Source organism: Nostoc sp., assembly GCF_036916735.1.
Taxonomy (GTDB): domain Bacteria; phylum Cyanobacteriota; class Cyanobacteriia; order Cyanobacteriales; family Nostocaceae; genus Nostoc.
This window is the reverse complement of record NZ_JBALFV010000024.1, coordinates 16,148-34,737: the sequence shown is the minus strand read 5'-3', so window position 1 is coordinate 34,737 and position 18,590 is coordinate 16,148. Positions and strand designations below refer to the sequence as shown.

Genomic DNA, 18,590 nt, shown 5'->3' with positions numbered 1-18,590 from the left:
TGTGCAGACGAGGGCAGGGTTGACTGAGGATGATAGCAAGCAGTAGAGCGATCGCATTATAACAAAGCCACTCCCAAAACCCACTGCTGCGTTTCAGTTGCCGAACTCAAGAGTTCTCCAGTAATCTTTGTTTTACATAATGATACTTTTATCAATTTCCTTTTAGGAGTTGAAAACCGTAAATTACAACTGTACTTCTCTGAAAAATTAAGCTTCATACCCCTTACTTATGTGCTAAGTAGGGGGTATTGTTTTTTTCAGATTCATTTATCGTGAGACAAATCTGGAGTTGATTCGCAAAGATACTCCATCTTCTGATATATCTAATTTTAGCGGTTGAGGATTATTTTTTAATCGCTCATTGCCTTCTATCCATAAAGAAGACCACAAATATTTATTCATTACTTGGTTAAGTGCATTAATTCTTTGTTGTGTCGGTGGATGGCTACTGTTTTCGTCAGAAGGTAAACGCAAAAACAGATTTAAGACTCGCAAACCTGCATTTATCTCATAGCCAGCCTTAAACATATAGGTATAACCGATTTCGTCTGCTTGAAATTCATGCTGGCGACTTAATGCTTGCATGGTTCGCTCAAATTCTTGTTTTTTCTGAATAATAATTCGTTGTTTGATTACATCTTTAGTAGCGGGTGATAAAGGAGTTTTCGATTTGCTCCATTCCTGTACAATCTCTGACTCTGCTTCTTTGAGTAATTTTTCTTTTAAATTAGCTTCTGCTTCTTCTTGCTGTGCAAAATGGTGTTGTGTATGGTGAGCTAATTCATGACTGATAATAAATGCTAAAGCTGCATCATCACCGTGTATTTGGTCTAGCAAGCCTTTGTAAATTACAATTTTATTTAATTCATCTGCATATGCATTGGGATCATACTCATCACTGATTTGAAAGCGCCAGGGATAGTCATCAAGTCCATTAGCACGAATTACTCTTTCTGCTACGCTGTAAACCCATTGCAGATTATTCTGTTTCGGTTGTACTCGGGGTGTGGAATTTGATAAATTTGTAGTAGTTGAAAATGATGGAAATGTAGTTAGTGCTTGTGTGACTCCTGGTGTGTTAAAGTTTAGTAAAACACTGCCGCTAAGACCTAATGTAGTGAAAATAAATTTGCGAATGTGTGAGGATGTCATAATCGTAAACCTCTATTTGTTTCGTTTGAATGCATTTGACTGACGTGATTTCGGCGGAACTAAAAAATATCAGTCGGTAGAGCAGGCAAGTCTTTGGAGGAAATATCGAGAGGGGAGTTTTGTAGAAGATAAAGAGATCCCTTAGCGTGACTTTCAGCATAGATGCTACTCAAACCCTGAATCATCGTTTTAAACTATTGCCTGCTGCTGCTGAGTTATGCACATAGCAATGCCTTTCTCGTAATAAGCCGCTTCGTTAATAAAAACCGGATAGACTGTTGATGCTCCTTCGTAAGCGATCGCTTCCCCATCAAATGTTAAAAACATCGGTGCGCCTGGCGTAAGTGGCTTATAGTCTTGAAATTGAAGTTGCGGATGAATCATCGCTTGAATCTCGCCCGACTCACTTCTGGGATAGTCAATCGTTCCACGATGCTGATAAAAGGTGAGTTTGTTGTCAAAGGATGGAATTTCTACCCGATTATATTGCTCTAAGTAATTCAAAGCAGTGTCAATCAAAGCTTCAGTTTGTCTAAAGTGGTCTGCTTGCAAAACTCCTTGAGCTACTGCTCCCACCTCAATCGTGCAGCCAAATTGACAAATTGATGGTAAAGAGGATTCTTGTTCTGAGTAAGGCAGGACATAAACGTTGACAAAGGAGTTCGCATTTTGCAGATAAGCAGCCAGTCGCAGGTTAAAAGGATGCTCGTCAGTAATAACGGTTAAGCCCATATTTGCAGTCGTAGTATGGATATCTAAAATTGCATCCACAGGAGTTTTGCCATTTACACTGAATAAATAATTGATTTCCTTAGCTCGGATATCTTCATAGCTAGAGAGGGTCAAATCTTGTAGATCGACTTGTCCAAAACAACGGTTGAGGTCTTTATCGATGTATCGACGAACTGCTGCAAATGCTTTGGGATTTGCCAACAATGTTATTGTTTCAAAGCTAGCTCGATGTACCCGATGAGGATGTTGTTCAAATTTTTTGATGAGATAAGCACCAGTAAACTCGTTTCCATGAGTTCCCCCAACAATCATAACTCGTTGAATTAAAGGTATTCTATTTGTATTCAAATTATTGTCTCCTAGTAGTTAACGCCACAAATATAAGGATGTCACAGCCTAATCGATAAATCTAGACATAAAGGTATACCTAAATAGATAAATAATTAATTTGAAATAAATGAAAAATTGTAGTAAATTTAATCATGCCTACTTACTGACAAGGAATCAACTTTAACATGAATATAAATATAGAACGTCTAAGACGTTTTGTTTTTGTGGCTGAACAAGAAGATATTAATATCAGCCATTGTGCAAAGCAACTGTATATTGGTCAGCCGTTTCTTAGCAGAGAAATTCACCAACTAGAAGAACAATTCAACGGACAACTGTTTGTCCGAGCTCCTAGCTGGAAACTAACACCTTATGGCGAAGTAGTTCTCAAAGAAGTACAAGACCTTCTTAGAAAAATCGAGAAATTGAGACATTACCTCAACAAGAACATAAAGGCGAGATTGGAAAATTAACTGTTGGTATTAATACTTCGATATCTAATGGCTTATTGCCAAATATCATCAGTGTTTTTCGCTCCCATTTCCCGAATGTGGATTTAGTATTTCAAGAGCTTTTGTTTGAAGAAAGCTGGCGCAGATTTAAAGACAAAACAATAGATTTAAATTTTGAGAATTTTTACAATTTGGAAGATGTAGACGAATCCCATTTTCTTAAATACAAAATGTTGAATCAAGAACCACTGGTAATGGTACTACCAACAAGCCATCCCCTAGCCCATCAACCACAAGTTCAACTCTCAGATATAAAACAAGAAAATTTCATAATTCCTTGTCACGAGAGAGCGCCAGGATTACACAAACTGATTGATACAGCTTGTAAACAAGCAGGATTTCACCCGAAAGTGGTACAGGAGGCTGCATGGATGACAACAATTATCAGTTTGGTTGCAGGTGGAATCGGGGTGGCATTGCTGCCTGCCAATGTAATGAATCTTCAGCGAACAGGTGTTGTTTATCAAAACATCTCAGATAATTTACCTATGTTTCAAACAGCGATTGTTTGGCGAAAAGATAACCCATCGAAAATCTTGTCTAACTTCCTCAAAGTAGTTACAGAAGTTTCGCGTAACTATAGTGAGAGCGAGTAATACAAAATGCCAATTTTCAGGACTGCTGCTGAAATAAACTTAAACCAACGGATTCGCTTTGAGTACCAGTTATATCATGTCCGGCAAATCACTTGTAATATGTCATTGCGAGTGCAACGAAGTGGAACGAAGTAATCGCAAAGATTTTGGGATTGCTTCGCTTCGCTCGCAATGACAACTGTTCAACCGGACATGATATTAAGAGTTGGGATAAACTCTTCCTTTCCAAGCGCCGCCGCGCCCTTGCCAGTGACGTAGTGCTGAGTCTAGAGTCATCAGGGTATAGAGAAAAGCGATCGCAGGTAAACTAAAAGCAAACCAGAGAGAACATTTATAAAAGCGGATGATCGGGTAGTAAGCGAAAGTCATTAACAGCCATCCTAATAAACCCGTAAATGCGATCGCCCAATTGCTCCAAACTGCACCCAGAATTACACACACAGGTGGAATTAGATAAATCAGAGCCATTCCCACCAAAGTGCCCAAGAGTAGTAATGGAGAATAATTTAGTTGGGTATAAGCAGTACGAGCAACCATATCCCAAACCGTCGCCAGCGAGTCATAGGGACGCACACTCTGAGTCAAGTTACTTAATCCTAGCCAAATACGCCCTTGGCTGCGGATTGGGGAACTCGGGGCCCCCACCTTAGCGAAGCGGGGCGAAGCCCAGTGGGGATTAGGGGCATGGGGATTGGGCATCCCTTCGGCTTCGCTCAGGGTAAGTGGGGATTGGGAAAACTCTTCCCTAGTTCCCAGCGATGCACTGGGCCGCCCTAAGCTTGTCGTACCCCTGCTCTTAAGCAAGCTACGCATAGCGTCCCGCAGGGAAGGGAGCTTGTCGTTGGCGCAGCCTCTGGTAGAGAAGTGTCCCCAGCGATGCACTGGGCCGCCCTGATCTTGTCGTACCCCTGCTCTTAAGCAAGCTACGCGTAGCGTCCCGCAGGGAAGGGAGCTTGTCATTGGCGCAGCCTTTGGTAGAGAAGTGTTCCCAGTCCCTCTCTTAACAGCCTGAGCCAAGGTGCAATCGTCGATTAAAGCTTGGCGAATCACTTGAATACCCCCGATTCGCTCTAAAGCTTCACGGGCGATTAGAATAGATCCCCCTGCGGCGGCTGCTGTGGGATTGTTGGGATTATTTACCCAGCGAAAAGGATAGAGTTTTTGGAAGAAAAAGACGAAAGCTGGAATCAAAAGTTTTTCCCAAAAGCTTTCACACCTGAGTCGCACCATTACCGAAACCAAATCTAAATCTTCCTGCACAGCTTTAGCAACAAGGCGGCGAAGATTACCAGGATCATGTTCGATATCTGCGTCAGTCAGCAAAAAATAGTCAGGTGCAAATTTACTAGCATTGTTTATACCTTGCTCTACTGCCCAAAGTTTACCTGACCAACCGGGAGGCAGTGAAACGCCAGAAATAATATGCAATTGCTGAGGTTTACCTACAGCGTGTGCAACTCCTTTTGCAAAATTTGCTGTTTGGTCTGTGCTGCGGTCGTCTACTAAAAACACGTTGAAAGAACCAGGATAATCTTGGAGTAGGAGCGATCGCAGTGTAGTTGGTAGCAATTGGGCTTCGTTACGGGCTGGAACGACAGCACAAACCACAGGTAACGATTGTAGAGACGTTGTATACAACGTCTCTACCTCTAATTGCTGGTCTGTCCGCCAAAACTGTCCCCAAAAACACAGTAATCCTAACCAAATTGTCAAGGATAAGAGCATCAATCCTAATACAAATACACCCATGACCTATTGCTAATTTTCAGTAACTCAGACAGAATACTATGTCTACTAAATAGAGAAAAAATTTTTTCAGATTGCGTGTTCATAACTAGTTTTGGTGTTGAGGTTAAATAGTATTTGATGCAAACACAAGACAGGGTAAAAGTCAATCAAGTCGTAACGGCGATCGCAGCTAGTCAACAACATTTGCTTTCGATTCAAAATCTGGCAGGCTACTGGTGGGCAGAGTTAGAATCTAATGTCACCATAACTGCTGAAACCGTTCTCTTGCATAAGATTTGGGGAACAGATCAAAGCAGACCTCTACACAAAGTTGCAGCCTACCTGCGTCAAGAACAGCGCCAGCATGGCGGTTGGGAACTTTTCTTTGGTGATGGCGGCGAACTTAGCACCTCGGTTGAAGCCTATATGGCGCTGAGGTTGCTAGGTGTACCAGCAACCGATCCGGCGATGATTCGGGCGCGAAAGTTTATTCTGCAACGGGGTGGTATCAGCAAAACTCGGATTTTTACCAAGTTGCACCTAGCCTTGATTGGCTGCTACAACTGGCGTGGTATTCCCTCGCTACCACCTTGGATAATGCTGTTGCCCAAAGCTTTCCCGGTTAATATTTACGAAATGTCTAGTTGGGCACGTTCCAGCACAGTACCATTGCTGATTGTGTGCGATCGCAAACCTGTTTTTATCACCGATCCAACTATCAACCTAGATGAGCTATATGCTGAAGGTGTTGAGCGAGTCCGGTGGGAATTACCCCAAACTGGCGATTGGACTGATTTATTCCTCACCCTTGATCGGGGTTTCAAGTTAGCAGAAAGCCTAAATTTAGTCCCCTTTCGTGAAGAAGGCATCAAAGCTGCCGAAAAGTGGATTTTAGAGCGCCAAGAAGCTACAGGCGATTGGGGCGGCATTATTCCAGCGATGTTGAATTCAATGCTGGCTTTGCGGTGTCTGAATTATGACCAAAGTGACCCCATTGTAGAGCGAGGTTTGCAAGCAATTGATAACTTTGCCATTGAAACAGAAGATAGCTACCGAGTTCAACCTTGTGTTTCACCTGTTTGGGATACAGCTTGGGCGATGCGTGCCTTAGTAGAATCTGGCTTTGCACCAGATCATCCTGCTGTGGTAAAGGCTGGAGAATGGTTGTTGCAAAAACAAATTTTAGACTACGGAGATTGGGCTGTAAAAAATCGTCAGGGAAAACCAGGGGCTTGGGCATTTGAGTTTGACAATCGCTTTTATCCCGATGTAGACGACTCGGCCGTGGTGGTGATGGCTTTACATTTGGCGAAACTCCCCAATGAAAATATCAAGCAGGCTGCGATCGCTCGGGCCTTAAGCTGGATTGCATCTATGCAATGTAAACCAGGTGGGTGGGCTGCCTTTGATTTGGATAACGATCAAGATTGGCTTAACTCCATTCCTTATGGTGACTTGAAAGCGATGATCGATCCAAACACCGCAGATGTTACGGCTAGAGTCGTAGAAATGCTTGGTGCTTGTGATTTGTCAATTGATAATGATAATTTAGAGCGATCGCTTACTTATCTTCTGCGCGAACAAGAAACCGAAGGCTGTTGGTTTGGTCGTTGGGGTGTCAACTATATCTACGGCACCAGTGGCGTTTTATCAGCCTTAGCGTTAATTGCTCCTCAAAAGCATAAACTCAGTATAGAACGAGGAGCAGCTTGGTTAGTCGGATGTCAAAACCCAGATGGTGGTTGGGGTGAAACTTGCCGCAGCTACAACGACCCCAGTCTTAAAGGAAAAGGAAATAGTACTGCATCTCAAACTGCTTGGGCTTTAATTGGGTTGATAGCAGCAGGTGAAGCAACTGGTAAATTAGCTCTTGGTGCGATCGAGCGGGGAATTGATTATCTGGTAGTAACTCAACAGCCCAATGGTACTTGGTTTGAGGCGCAATTTACAGGTACTGGCTTCCCTTGCCATTTTTATCTCAAGTATCATCTGTATCAACAATACTTTCCTTTAATCGCTTTAGGTCGCTATCAAACAGTGATTCAAAAAGGTTAAAAGTAATTTATTGAAAGCAACAGGAAACTTGAAATTTTGCCTCCTCCCCAATACATCGGGGAGGGTTTGGGAGGGGTAATTTAAAAATTTTTGCAATAGGTCTAGTGTACACACAAGTTCTAAAAACCTAGCTTGATAAAGCTTTCCTTATTCTCATATAAAGTATGGGAATGAGAGAAATAGCATTGTCAATCGATACAATGCCATTGTCAATCGATACAATGCCATTGTCAGTCAATACAATGCCATTGTCAGTCAATACAATGCCATTGTCAGTCGGTACAATGCCATTGTCAGTCGGTACAATGCCATTGCAGGTCAAGAGACTTATATGTGTAAAACGTAGTTAGTAAAGGGAGGGTGTGTGTCAGCGCAGGTGGGGTATCTCTCAATCCTGCGTAGGTTTTGAAGATTTGTAGGTTAGGTTGTAGCAAGATCCCCGTAGGGATACGAAGTGAAACCCAACAAATCTTTAAAAATTTGAAGCTTAGTCCCTAACTATAGGAGAAAATCATGGCTAATTCATCATTTGATCTCTCTGACTTGAATGGCAACAACGGCTTTGCTATAAACGGCTTTGGTGGCCTTTCAGGCTACAGCGTCAGCAATGCGGGGGACATCAACAATGATGGTATTGACGACTTGATTATTGGCGCACCTCTTGTAGACCGCAATGGCATTTCTGGCACTGGACAAAGCTATGTAGTATTTGGGGGAGCAAATGTTGGCAGTAGCGGCGTGTTCAATCTCTCTGACTTGAATGGCACTAATGGCTTTACCATCACCGGCTTTGGTGGCGACTCAGGCAGGTCAGTCAGCAATGCGGGGGACATCAACAACGATGGTATTGATGACTTAATTATTGGCGCACCTTTTGCCTTTCGCAACGGCATCGCTCAAGTTGGGGAAAGCTATGTGGTGTTTGGGAAGACGAATGTTGCCAGTAGCGGCAGCCTTAATTTCTCTGACTTGAATGGCACTAATGGCTTTACCATCACCGGCATTGCTGAAATAGACACCATAGGCAACTCAGTCAGTAATGTGGGGGACATTAATAACGATGGTATTGACGACTTAATTATTGGGGGATTTGGGAAAAGCTATGTGGTATTTGGGGGGAAAAATGTCGGTAGTGGCGGCAGCCTCAACCCCTCATCCTTGGATGGCAGTAATGGCTTTCTCATTAATACTGTGGGTAACCAATTCAGTCTCTCAGTCAGCAATGCGGGGGACGTTAACAATGATGGCATTAACGACCTGATTATTGGGGCGTATGAAGCCGACCCTAACGGCAAGGAGAATGCTGGGCAAAGCTATGTGATATTTGGGGGGAAAAATGTCGGCGGTGGCGGCACTTTTAACCTCTCTAACTTAAATGGTACTAATGGCTTTGCCATTAACGGTATTGCAGCAGGTAACGAATCAGGCTTTAAAGTCAGCAATGGGGGGGACATTAACAACGATGGCATTGATGATCTGATTATTGGGGCATTTCGTGCCCCTGCCAACGGCGTCAATCAAGCTGGGCAAACCTATGTGCTATTTGGGAGAACGAATATCGGCACTAGCGGCACTTTTAACCTGTCTGACTTGAATGGCACTAATGGCTTTGCCATTAACGGTATTACTGAGAATAGCTTCTCAAGCTCTTCAGTCAGCAATGCAGGAGACGTTAACGCTGATGGTATTGACGACCTGATTATTGGCGCACCTGATAGTAACCAAACCTATGTAGTCTTTGGGGGAAGGAATGTCGGCAAAAGTGGCAGCCTTAACCTCTCTGACTTGAATTGCACTAATGGCTTCACCATTCCTGGAGGTGGCGCCATAGGTCTTTCAGTTAGTTCTGCGGGTGACATCAACAACGATGGCGTTGACGACCTAATTATTGGCGCACCTTTTGCCTCACCCAACGGCATCTCTGGCGCTGGGCAAAGCTATGTGTTGTTTGGGGGGCCAAATATCGGAGTTAGCACTGTTAACCTGACGGGAACTCCTGGTGCAGATACTCTTGTTGGAACAGCTAGCAACAACACCATTGATGGTTTAGCTGGTAACGATATCCTAACAGGCAATGGTGGGCAAGATAAGTTTGTGATTCGCCGAGGCGATGGCAATGACATCATCACTGATTTTGGCGGTGTAGGTAAAAGCCCAAATCCATCGGCGGCTGTGATTGCTAAAGTAGACACTTTGCAATTTACAGGGAGTGGCTTAAATATCAGAAATCTGCTATTGACTCAAAAAGGCAAGAATCTAGAAGTTACCTTTGAAAATGTGGCTAATACCAAAGTTACTCTGCAAAAATTTCAGTTGGAAAATTTGCATAACTTGAAACCTTCTGGAACAAGACCAGCGATTAGCAATATCGTGTTTGATGGGCAAACTAGCATCACCGACTTTAATGTGTTTGATGCCAATTCCACTCAAACTAGTCTATTCAACAAGAACACTGTGACTTTCCTTAATGATTTATCCAACAACATTAAGGGTTTTGACAACTCTGCTGATGTAGTCAACGGTCAGGGGGGTAATGACAAAATCGACGGCAAAAGTGGCAATGACCTGCTGCGGGGTGGCGCTGGTAATGATACTTTCATTGGTGGTGCAGGCAATGATACTCTTGTTGGTGATGCGGGTGCTGACAGATTTTTGTATAATACCAATGCTCCCTTCACCCTGGCTGCTGTTGGTCAAGATGCGATCGCTGATTTTAAACACTCCGAAGGTGACAAAATTATCCTGGATAAAACTACTTTTAGTGCTATTACTTGTGCTACGGGAACAGGTTTTAGTAATGCTAGTGATTTTAAAATTACTTCTTCAGCAGCGACCAGTACGGCGAAAATTGTGTATAACGCTGTGAGTGGACAGTTGTTTTACAACCAAAATGGCAGTGCAGCTGGTTTTGGTAGCGGTGGTCTATTTGCAACTTTGACTGGTGCGCCGACTTTGATCGGTTCAGACTTTATCATCCAGGTGTAATACCTTAATCAAGCACATACTAATACGCTTGGTTAAGCTTTTTTCTGATTAACTTATAAATAATTAACTTAAAAATATAGGTGAGGCATAGCGCCACCTTTGATTTTTAACTCAAAACTATTACAGCACGCGTTTGAAGAAAGTTACTAAATCCTCAAGGTTGGGTGTGTGAAGTAAATCTATTACTTCTGTGGCTTTTTCAGAAGGTATATAGTCATTTGGTATACCGATAATTGTAGTTCCCAAATTTTGAGCGAGGTGATACCAAAAAGCTAATTTATCATCAGCGTTCATGGAAGTATACTCTTGAATAGGAATTGCTGTTTCCCCCACTTCGCCTTGCTGTAGCAACTGACGCAAAGCAGAAACCTGTTCTTGCTGTGGGAGGTTTTGAATTTGTGCAACTAAATTTCCACTTTTTTCGTTGCACACATCATTAAGAGCGATCGCTGGAATTTCATCACCAATCTCAGTGTAAAGTAAAGCTAGCACACTCAGGCGATCATCTGTATCCAAACTTTGAAATTTTGATACACTTTGTTCTAAAAAATTGACGTTTGTAGAATTCATAAATACCTCAAAGTAATTAACTACTTAATTAACTAAAAAAATATCAATTTAACTTTAGATAAAATACTATTAATATAAAGCAAGCATATTTCAACCAACCAAAATACAGATTAATTAAACTATAATTAATTTTAATATATTGAATACAAAACAAAGGGACTTACGACTGTAGGGTGCAACTGGACTAAGAACATAAATGAACGATGAACACAGAGTAAGAGTTTTAGTTTTTACTCTGTGTTTATTTATTAAAAAAATAAAGACGGCAATTAATACTGCTCGGTTTAGAAAATTTGTAGATAGGGTTGAACTTTAGTGTTACCCAACAAACTCCTAAAAATGTTGGGCTACCCTGCATCATCTTGCTACGTTCCTTAACCCAACCTACATTGGAGTTATTTCTTATGCTTAACCGAACAGTATTGAGACGGCAGTCATCCAAATTCAGTTTGATATTAAGCGACTGGCGGATATAGCAAGCTTTAACAAAAGGTATATAACATCCTTGCCCTTCAGATGAAAACGATGCTATATATTCCAAGCTAGAGTTAGAATGTTACGCTAACACTAATTGCCTAAACCTGGTGGAGAGTAAAGACATTCTAAGTTCTGAATCTTTCTACTACAAACAAACGAACTTGGTATAACAGGCATCCTCATTTGGGGAATAAAAAGGTAGCCTCAAGCACCGTAAAAACTTCAAAAGTGCTAAATTTCAGCACCTGCTTTTGCTTCGGCACCCATTGGCGAAACATAATCACGGAAAAGAGTAATCTGCTGCTCAAACTCTAATCCTTGAATTTTAGCAAACAACTGTTGACATTCTGACGGAAGTTCATAGTCAGAAGGTACAGGAATAATAGTACCATCATCCATACCCTGAGATAATCGATACCAAAATAGTAGCTTAGTGGTATCACCCAAAGAACCATATTCACGAGAAATTTGGTTATCTACTTTATTAATCAAGTCACGCTGAACTTGTAATTGTTGTTCGTGAGATAATTCCTTAACTTGATTAAACAAACCTTCAGCAATTTCTGGGGAAACAGTGCTAGCTCCAGGAGCAGCTGGCGTAATTGAACCACCCATTTCTTTGTAAATAAACCAAAACAAAGCTAGTTGTTGATCCACACCCAAATTTTGCCAAGCTTGAACATGTTCACGAATAGTTGGATCGCCAGTTTGTGTAGATGTCATTATTAACTCCAATTGCCATTAATTAGTTTCATTACCAAGGTTATCAAATGTACATTAAGCATTTTACCCTACTGAAGACAGATGTATTAAAATCATAAAGAAGAACAATTATTAACAAAACATAAATTGGTCAATCTGTAGTCCTGCATTAGGAGTATTAAAGTTAAATCAAAACCAAATATCAAAAGCCAAAATAATGCTTGACTTTAGTAAAGTAAAGGAGTAAGCAATGGTAATGGTAACAAATTGAAATGTTTTCAAAAGGTATTTCGGTAGATAGGTGTTAATTTTATTTTGGCAGTGCTTTTTATAAGCACTGTCCAATTCAGTTACATTAATTAATTAATGGCAACATCCAATTTTGCTTTTATTTCGCTTATTCTCGCCGATCTTGATAATCTTCAGAAGACTTTGGATCTAACTCCCAGCGAGAATCGTCACGCTCCTCCAAAATTTCATTGGTACGCAGAAACGCAAAATCATCCATTTCTAACCCCACTGCTGCTTCTAGCTCCTCAGTTACATTTTGATCGGGTGTAGGAGCAGTACCACCAACAGCTTCATCCCCAACTGCATCTGCATCTTGCCAATAAGCGTCAACATCGCCACCAGTAAGTTCAGGACTAGTTTCTGTGTACTCTTGTTTTTCTGCTCTCATCGAGCGCCCACCAATATTGTATCCTGGTAAGTCTTTCACTCCAGTACCGTAGGATTCGGTAATTTCCTGTGGCAAATCATTGGTTTGATTTTCGTCATTATGATTTTTTTCTGCCATTATACTAGCCCTTTTGTGCTTTCTCACAATAACGTTTTTCTGTCTCTAACTTGTCTAACTAGAGATGTATAGCTTTAGTAATAAAAGAATCTATCCCCTTGGTACGAAGCTCAACTAGCGATCGCGCCATACTATGTAAATATGAATTCATGGTCAAGCAACTTGTAGTTAAAGTTTTTAGTTATGAGTTAAGAGCTATAAAAGCGAAATTCTTTAGTAGTCAAGTTCTCACTCATAACTATTTTTTATTCTTAAGCAAAAATAAAAAATTTAAGTTTAGCTATTTAACTTTATATTCATGCTTTTGACTAAAGAATTTTGAGAAGCGGAGGTAGATAGTGGAATACGATGAGTTCATTACACATGTACAAAGCCTTACCCAATCAGATTCTCGTGAAGAGGCAGAACGTGCTACCCGTGCCACACTAGAAACCCTTAAAGAACGGATAGCAGGTGATAGAGCACAAGAACTAGCTGCAAACCTGCCCCAACAACTAGGGGATTATTTGCGAGGAAAAGAAGGAGATAGTGGTGGCTCTTTCAACTTACAAGAGTTTATTGCCCGTGCAAGTCAAAAAGAAGATATAGACCCAACCACTGTGGCAATTCATGTTCGGGCTGTATTTGCTGTATTGCAAAATGCGATTAGTCCAGAATTATTTGCTGCTTTGCACTCCCATTTTTCTCACGATTACGAAGAAATGTTTGGAACTTAACCAAAAAGTGAAGTTTCTGCATAGTAATAAATTCAAACAAAATTCATCAAGAAAAATCCTGGCTGCTTAACTTTCCTAATCGATAAATATTTTAACTAGTTAAATACTAGAAATAAACAGGTAATACAATCAATGACTGACCATACCAATAACTCCGATAATAAAAAAGTTGCCATCCTTATTGAACATGGAGTAGAGGATGCAGAATTTACAGTTCCTTATAATGGACTAAAACAAGCGGGAATGGAAGTAGTAGTCCTCGGTTCCCGAATGAATGAAAAATATAAAGGTAAACGCGGCAAACTTAGCATCCAAGCTGATGGTACTACTACAGAAGCGATCGCAGGCGAATTCGACGCAGTGATAATTCCCGGTGGCATGGCTCCCGATAAAATGCGGCGCAACACTAACACAGTACATTTTGTCCAAGAAGCTATACAACAAGGAAAATTAGTTGCTGCGGTTTGTCATGGTCCACAAGTTTTGATTGAAGGCGACTTGCTCAAAGGTAAACAAGCCACTGGTTTTATCGCTATTGCCAAGGATATGATTAACGCTGGCGTAAATTATTTAGATGAGCCGGTGGTAATTGATGGAAATTTGATTACATCTCGTGAACCCGGAGATTTAGCAATTTTTACCACAGCGATATTAAGCCGTTTGGGTTATAGTGGCAAAGATGCTGCATTACCAAATGAGAAAGACACAAGTGCTCAATGGTGGAAGCTGGCTGATGCTTGGGGTGGCTCAACTAAAGGTGATATCACCAGAGGTTTAAATAATGCCCTTGCTGGTGAACGTTATTCGTTAGAAGCATTTGAGAAGTATTTAGAAAAAGAATCAGATAGTGAAGTTAACTCAGTCTTTCAAGAAATAATTGCTAATAAACAGCGCCACATTGAAAAACTAGAAATCTATCTTCAGCAATTGGGTGAAAAACCCTCTTTAGGCGCAAATATTGCTAATCAGTATGCCAAGGTGAAAACTGCCTTAACGGGAAGTGATGACATATATCAGTTACGTTCTGCTTTAGGTGATGTGCAAACTGGTATCGGCGATGTAGGTAATTTGTCTGCAATGTTCACTGACCCAGTAGTAACTGCTATTTTCAAAGAAATTTACCACGATTTATTGAAATCCGAACAGCGATTAGTAGAACTGTATCGGGCGCGTATAGGTGCTCAGATTCAGCCTCCTAAGCCGACTACAGGGGCTGCTGTGTCAATGTAAGGTTTTTTGAACGTAGACGGCTACCGCAGAGGCGCAGATAACACACAGATAGAAAAAAAGGGTATTTGCGCCCTTAAAGTGAATTTACTGCAATGGAGATATAAAAAGTGACTTCAACTTCAGGAGATAAAGAAAATACCAGTCAGGCTGAAGCTAGTGAAGTAGAGCGTTGGGCATCCCTTATTGGTGGCGGTGCGATGGTGCTGATGGGTTTAAGGCAAGGCTCATTGCGGGGAGCGCTGACGGCTTTAGCAGGTGGTGGTTTGATTTATCAAGGTGCAACCAAGCAAAGTACAATCCAGCAAGCGCAGGAAGCAATAGGGATAAACCAACCGATTAAAGTTGAAAAGACGGTAACAATTAATAAATCGGCAGAAGACCTGTATTGCTTTTGGCACGACTTTGAGAATTTGCCGACATTTATGAAGCATCTTAAATCTGTCAAGGTGCATAACGAAAAACGTTCTCACTGGGTTGCTAATGCACCCTTGGGTAACAGCGTAGAATGGGATGCAGATATTCTCGAAGACCGGGAAAATGAATTTATTTCTTGGGCTTCTGTAGAAGGTGCAGACGTTGATAATTCTGGTTTTGTTCGCTTCAAAAAAGCACCAGGCGATCGCGGCACTGAAGTTAAGGTTGTTTTGGAGTATAATCCTCCCGGTGGAGCATTGGCAGCTACCGTAGCAAAACTTTTTGGTGAAGAACCAGAACAGCAAATTGGTGATGAATTGCGCCGCTTTAAGATGCTAATGGAAGCAGGCGAAATTGCCACAACCGAAGGTCAACCTTCTGGACGTAAGTAGTTATTTGTTCTTTGTCCTTTGTTTTTTGCCTAAAGCGAATGACTAATACTTCGGCTTCGCTCAGTACAAGTGACTAATGACTAATGACTAATGACTAAGGACTAATAACTATGAAAGCAGTCTGCTGGAACGGTGCTAATGATGTAAGGGTAGAGACGGTACCAGACCCGACAATTATCAACCCGCGTGATGCGATTATTAAAATTACTTCTACGGCGATTTGTGGTTCCGATCTACATATTTATGGCGGCTATATTCCCACAGTCCAACAGGGTGACATTATTGGTCACGAATTCATGGGGGAAGTCGTCGAAGTTGGTAAAGGAGTCAACAATTTAAAAATCGGCGATCGCGTTGTTGTTCCTTCCACAATTGGCTGTGGTAATTGCCATTATTGCCAACGTGATATGTGGTCATTGTGCGATAATTCCAATCCCAACGGTTGGATTCAAGAAAAATTATTTGGCAATATCACCTCAGCCATTTATGGCTACTCCCACATGTTAGGTGGTTATGCAGGCGCACAAGCAGAATATATCCGTGTACCCTTTGCTGATGTGGGTGTCGTCAAAGTTCCACCAGACTTATCAGATGAGATGTTGTTATTCATCTCCGATGCTATTCCTACCGGTTATATGGGTGCAGAATTATGCGATATTCAACCAGGTGATACCGTAGCCGTTTGGGGTTGCGGTGCTGTTGGACAATTTGCCATGATTAGCGCCTACATGATGGGAGCCGAAAAAGTGATCGCTATAGATCGCTTTCCCGAACGTTTGGAAATGGCGAAAAAGTTTGCCAAAGCAGAAGTAATTAACTACGAAGAAGTTAATGCTGGCGAAGCGTTGAAAGAGATGACTGGTGGTCGTGGCCCCGATGCTTGCATCGATGCTGTTGGTTTAGAAGCACACGGTGTTGGTTTAGAAGATTTCTACGATCAGACAAAACAAAAGCTCAGATTGGAAACCGACCGTCCCCACGTTCTGCGGGAAATGATGGTCGCCTGTCGTAAAGGTGGGACTCTTTCAATTATGGGTGTTTATGGTGGTTTTGTTGATAAAATGCCATTTGGTGCAGCCTTCAATAAAGGTCTAACTTTTAGGATGGGACAAATGCATGGACAAAAATATATGCATTTGTTATTGCAGATGATTTTGGATGGAAAACTAGATCCATCTTTTGTTGTCACCCATCAATTACCTCTAGAGCAAGCACCCCACGGCTACCACATTTTTCAACAAAAACAGGACAACTGTATTAAAGTTGTTCTTAAACCCTGAATAGTGAATAATGATTTAGGGTTTTAAATTGTACACCCAACATCATGCAATTGAGGTTTTTTATGAATCGAGTAATTTCATGGCTACGGAATATTCGGATATCCCAAATCCTTGTAGTTTTCCTGGCAGGATTTATTTTTTTACTGGGTCAGGCTTTTACCTACGTTAATGTAGCACAAGCTGATGTTACAACTCCAGAGGGCACTTATTATAAAGGAGTACCAGACGGGGAAGGTGAAATCAGAAATGATACCCAAACCACAAATAGCCAAAATTCAATAAAAAGTGCTGTTGATAATATCCGCGAAAAGTTAAACTTGGATGAAAAAACTCCTAAAGCTACAAAAGACTTTTTTGAAGGAAAAAACACAGCCGGAGATGGAGTTACATCCTATGATGAAGATAAACAGGATTATTACCAAAATCCTCCTGTTAAGAGCAACTAAGAGATAGAAGCTAAACTTTTAGCAAATTTTGAGTCTAAATTTTTGACTCATGCATTGTTGAATAAGTTTTGAGCAGTTACTGAGACGCGATAATAATTATCGCGTCTCAAAATCAGGATAGTTCCAGTGTTTATCTTGATATTAACGAGCTAGAAATGATAAGTAAGGACTAAATATTATGAAAGCAGTTTGCTGGCATGGAGCAAACGATGTGCGAGTAGAAACAGTTCCCGACCCCAAAATTCTCAATCCACGCGATGCCATTGTTAAAATTACTTCTACGGCAATTTGTGGTTCTGATTTGCATATTTATAATGGCTACATTCCCACCATGCAAAAGGGCGATATCCTTGGTCATGAATTCATGGGGGAAGTTGTAGAACTTGGAAGTGCGGTTAAAAATGTGAACATAGGCGATCGCGTCGTTGTTCCTTTCACCATCTCTTGCGGTAGCTGCTTTTTCTGCAATCGGGATTTATGGTCACTGTGCGACAACTCTAACCCCAATGCTTGGTTAGTAGAAAAGCAAATGGGACATTCGCCATCAGGTCTATTTGGCTACTCTCATTTATTCGGCGGTTACGCTGGTGGTCAAGCAGAGTATGCAAGAGTACCATTTGCCGATGTCGGCTTGTTCAAAATTCCCGATAGTTTAACGGATGAACAAGTGCTATTTTTAACAGACATCTTCCCTACTGGCTACATGGCAGCCGAGAACTGCAACATCAAACCTGGTGATATTGTCGCCGTTTGGGGTTGTGGCCCAGTTGGACAATTCGCCATCAAAAGTGCATATATGCTAGGTGCAGAACGGGTAATCGCCTTTGACCGCATTCCCGAACGTCTGCAAATGGCTAAAGAATACGGCAAAGCAGAAGTTCTCAACTACGAAGAAGTGAATATAGGTGAAGCACTCAAAGAAATGACTGGCGGTCGTGGTCCCGATGCTTGCATAGATGCAGTGGGAATGGAAGCACACGGCACAGACTTTATGGCATTTTACGACCAGGTAAAGCAAACAGTGCGTCTCGAAACAGACCGTCCGACGGCATTACGCCAAGTAATAGTATCTGCTGCTAAAGGTGGTCACGTATCACTTGCAGGTGTGTACGGTGGCTTTTTAGATAAAATCCCGATGGGTGCTGCCATGAACAAGGGATTAACCTTCAAAATGGGACAAACGAACGTCCATAAGTATTTACGACCCTTGCTAGAGCGGATTCAAAACGGTGAAATCGATCCAACGTTTATCATCACCCATACTTTACCTCTAGAACAAGCGCCCCACGGTTACGAAATTTTTAAGCACAAGAAAAATAACTGCATCAAAGTTGTACTCAAACCGTAGTGGGCAATGGGGAATGGCGAAGAAGCAGGGGAAAAAACCAGTTTGCCTTAGAGATAGATCATTTATCTGAGTCCATCATGGGGAATAAACAACCCGAAACCCAGGTGAGGAAAGCTTGCAAGATGTCAG

At 41.6% G+C, this 18,590-nt stretch carries 16 protein-coding genes; 10 read left to right on the top strand and 6 right to left on the bottom strand.

The features are described 5' to 3' along the window. Nucleotides 1-267: 267 nt before the first annotated feature. Together V7L20_RS05915 and V7L20_RS05910 are read right to left on the bottom strand one after the other, a co-directional pair. A complete protein-coding gene (locus V7L20_RS05915) occupies nt 268-1,152 on the bottom strand; it encodes a M48 family metallopeptidase (RefSeq protein WP_334743163.1) in 885 nt (294 codons plus the stop codon). A gap of 189 nt (nt 1,153-1,341) precedes the next feature. Continuing rightward, the gene (locus tag V7L20_RS05910; RefSeq protein ID WP_334743167.1) at nt 1,342-2,217 is read right to left on the bottom strand and encodes an aspartoacylase; all 876 of its coding nucleotides are present in this window, start codon (nt 2,215-2,217) and stop codon (nt 1,342-1,344) included. A gap of 182 nt (nt 2,218-2,399) precedes the next feature. Between V7L20_RS05910 and V7L20_RS05905 the strand changes: the two genes are divergently transcribed. Both V7L20_RS05905 and V7L20_RS05900 read left to right on the top strand, forming a co-directional pair. Next, the gene (locus tag V7L20_RS05905) at nt 2,400-2,687 is read left to right on the top strand and encodes a LysR family transcriptional regulator (protein ID WP_334743162.1); all 288 of its coding nucleotides are present in this window, start codon (nt 2,400-2,402) and stop codon (nt 2,685-2,687) included. 35 nt (nt 2,688-2,722) lie between these two features. Then, nucleotides 2,723-3,322 (top strand): LysR family substrate-binding domain-containing protein, encoded by a 600-nt coding sequence (locus V7L20_RS05900; RefSeq protein ID WP_334743161.1) that lies wholly within the window; start codon nt 2,723-2,725, stop codon nt 3,320-3,322. Between the two features lie 198 nt (nt 3,323-3,520). Here V7L20_RS05900 and V7L20_RS05895 read toward each other — a convergent pair whose 3' ends face one another. Beyond that, the gene (locus V7L20_RS05895; RefSeq protein WP_334743160.1) at nt 3,521-5,071 is read right to left on the bottom strand and encodes a glycosyltransferase; all 1,551 of its coding nucleotides are present in this window, start codon (nt 5,069-5,071) and stop codon (nt 3,521-3,523) included. Nucleotides 5,072-5,188: 117 nt separating this feature from the next. Between V7L20_RS05895 and shc the strand changes: the two genes are divergently transcribed. Both shc and V7L20_RS05885 read left to right on the top strand, forming a co-directional pair. Then, nucleotides 5,189-7,105 carry a squalene--hopene cyclase gene (gene shc, locus V7L20_RS05890; RefSeq protein WP_334743159.1) on the top strand — a complete coding sequence of 639 codons (1,917 nt, stop codon included), beginning with the start codon at nt 5,189-5,191 and terminating at the stop codon, nt 7,103-7,105. Nucleotides 7,106-7,618: 513 nt separating this feature from the next. Next, a complete protein-coding gene (locus V7L20_RS05885) occupies nt 7,619-10,090 on the top strand; it encodes a beta strand repeat-containing protein (RefSeq protein ID WP_334743158.1) in 2,472 nt (823 codons plus the stop codon). A 120-nt stretch (nt 10,091-10,210) separates the two neighbouring features. Here the strand turns inward: V7L20_RS05885 and V7L20_RS05880 are convergent, their stop codons facing one another. The 3 genes from V7L20_RS05880 to V7L20_RS05870 all read right to left on the bottom strand — a co-directional run bounded on the left by V7L20_RS05880 (nt 10,211) and on the right by V7L20_RS05870 (nt 12,635). Further along, entirely contained in the window at nt 10,211-10,660 is a 450-nt protein-coding gene (locus V7L20_RS05880; RefSeq protein WP_334743157.1) for an orange carotenoid protein N-terminal domain-containing protein, read from the bottom strand. Nucleotides 10,661-11,368: 708 nt separating this feature from the next. Next, complete coding sequence (locus V7L20_RS05875) at nt 11,369-11,860, bottom strand: orange carotenoid protein N-terminal domain-containing protein (protein ID WP_334743156.1); 492 nt, start codon at nt 11,858-11,860, stop codon at nt 11,369-11,371. A gap of 376 nt (nt 11,861-12,236) precedes the next feature. Further along, nucleotides 12,237-12,635 (bottom strand): DUF6335 family protein, encoded by a 399-nt coding sequence (locus tag V7L20_RS05870; RefSeq protein ID WP_334743155.1) that lies wholly within the window; start codon nt 12,633-12,635, stop codon nt 12,237-12,239. A 338-nt stretch (nt 12,636-12,973) separates the two neighbouring features. On the opposite strand from V7L20_RS05870, the gene V7L20_RS05865 reads away from it, so the two are divergent. The 6 genes from V7L20_RS05865 to V7L20_RS05840 all read left to right on the top strand — a co-directional run bounded on the left by V7L20_RS05865 (nt 12,974) and on the right by V7L20_RS05840 (nt 18,461). After that, nucleotides 12,974-13,351, top strand: coding sequence for a DUF2267 domain-containing protein (locus tag V7L20_RS05865; protein WP_334743154.1), 378 nt, complete (start codon nt 12,974-12,976; stop codon nt 13,349-13,351). Nucleotides 13,352-13,483: 132 nt separating this feature from the next. After that, complete coding sequence (locus tag V7L20_RS05860; protein WP_334743153.1) at nt 13,484-14,581, top strand: DJ-1/PfpI/YhbO family deglycase/protease; 1,098 nt, start codon at nt 13,484-13,486, stop codon at nt 14,579-14,581. Nucleotides 14,582-14,688: 107 nt separating this feature from the next. After that, on the top strand, nt 14,689-15,387 hold the full coding sequence (locus tag V7L20_RS05855; protein ID WP_334743152.1) for an SRPBCC family protein: 699 nt from the start codon (nt 14,689-14,691) through the stop codon (nt 15,385-15,387). Between the two features lie 110 nt (nt 15,388-15,497). Further along, nucleotides 15,498-16,667: a zinc-dependent alcohol dehydrogenase gene (locus V7L20_RS05850; protein ID WP_334743151.1), complete on the top strand. Its 1,170-nt coding sequence runs from the start codon at nt 15,498-15,500 to the stop codon at nt 16,665-16,667. A gap of 62 nt (nt 16,668-16,729) precedes the next feature. Next, the gene (locus tag V7L20_RS05845) at nt 16,730-17,113 is read left to right on the top strand and encodes a hypothetical protein (protein WP_334743150.1); all 384 of its coding nucleotides are present in this window, start codon (nt 16,730-16,732) and stop codon (nt 17,111-17,113) included. Nucleotides 17,114-17,291: 178 nt separating this feature from the next. Continuing rightward, on the top strand, nt 17,292-18,461 hold the full coding sequence (locus V7L20_RS05840) for a zinc-dependent alcohol dehydrogenase (RefSeq protein WP_334743149.1): 1,170 nt from the start codon (nt 17,292-17,294) through the stop codon (nt 18,459-18,461). Nucleotides 18,462-18,590 lie beyond the last annotated feature (129 nt).

Coding starts and splice junctions, on each gene's coding strand:
- V7L20_RS05845 (WP_334743150.1), top strand. CDS start 16,730: ATGAATCGAGTAATTTCATGGCTACGGAATATTCGGATATCCCAAATC.
- V7L20_RS05860 (WP_334743153.1), top strand. CDS start 13,484: ATGACTGACCATACCAATAACTCCGATAATAAAAAAGTTGCCATCCTT.
- V7L20_RS05870 (WP_334743155.1), bottom strand. CDS start 12,635: ATGGCAGAAAAAAATCATAATGACGAAAATCAAACCAATGATTTGCCA.
- V7L20_RS05895 (WP_334743160.1), bottom strand. CDS start 5,071: ATGGGTGTATTTGTATTAGGATTGATGCTCTTATCCTTGACAATTTGG.
- shc (WP_334743159.1), top strand. CDS start 5,189: ATGCAAACACAAGACAGGGTAAAAGTCAATCAAGTCGTAACGGCGATC.
- V7L20_RS05840 (WP_334743149.1), top strand. CDS start 17,292: ATGAAAGCAGTTTGCTGGCATGGAGCAAACGATGTGCGAGTAGAAACA.
- V7L20_RS05915 (WP_334743163.1), bottom strand. CDS start 1,152: ATGACATCCTCACACATTCGCAAATTTATTTTCACTACATTAGGTCTT.
- V7L20_RS05850 (WP_334743151.1), top strand. CDS start 15,498: ATGAAAGCAGTCTGCTGGAACGGTGCTAATGATGTAAGGGTAGAGACG.
- V7L20_RS05905 (WP_334743162.1), top strand. CDS start 2,400: ATGAATATAAATATAGAACGTCTAAGACGTTTTGTTTTTGTGGCTGAA.
- V7L20_RS05880 (WP_334743157.1), bottom strand. CDS start 10,660: ATGAATTCTACAAACGTCAATTTTTTAGAACAAAGTGTATCAAAATTT.
- V7L20_RS05885 (WP_334743158.1), top strand. CDS start 7,619: ATGGCTAATTCATCATTTGATCTCTCTGACTTGAATGGCAACAACGGC.
- V7L20_RS05875 (WP_334743156.1), bottom strand. CDS start 11,860: ATGACATCTACACAAACTGGCGATCCAACTATTCGTGAACATGTTCAA.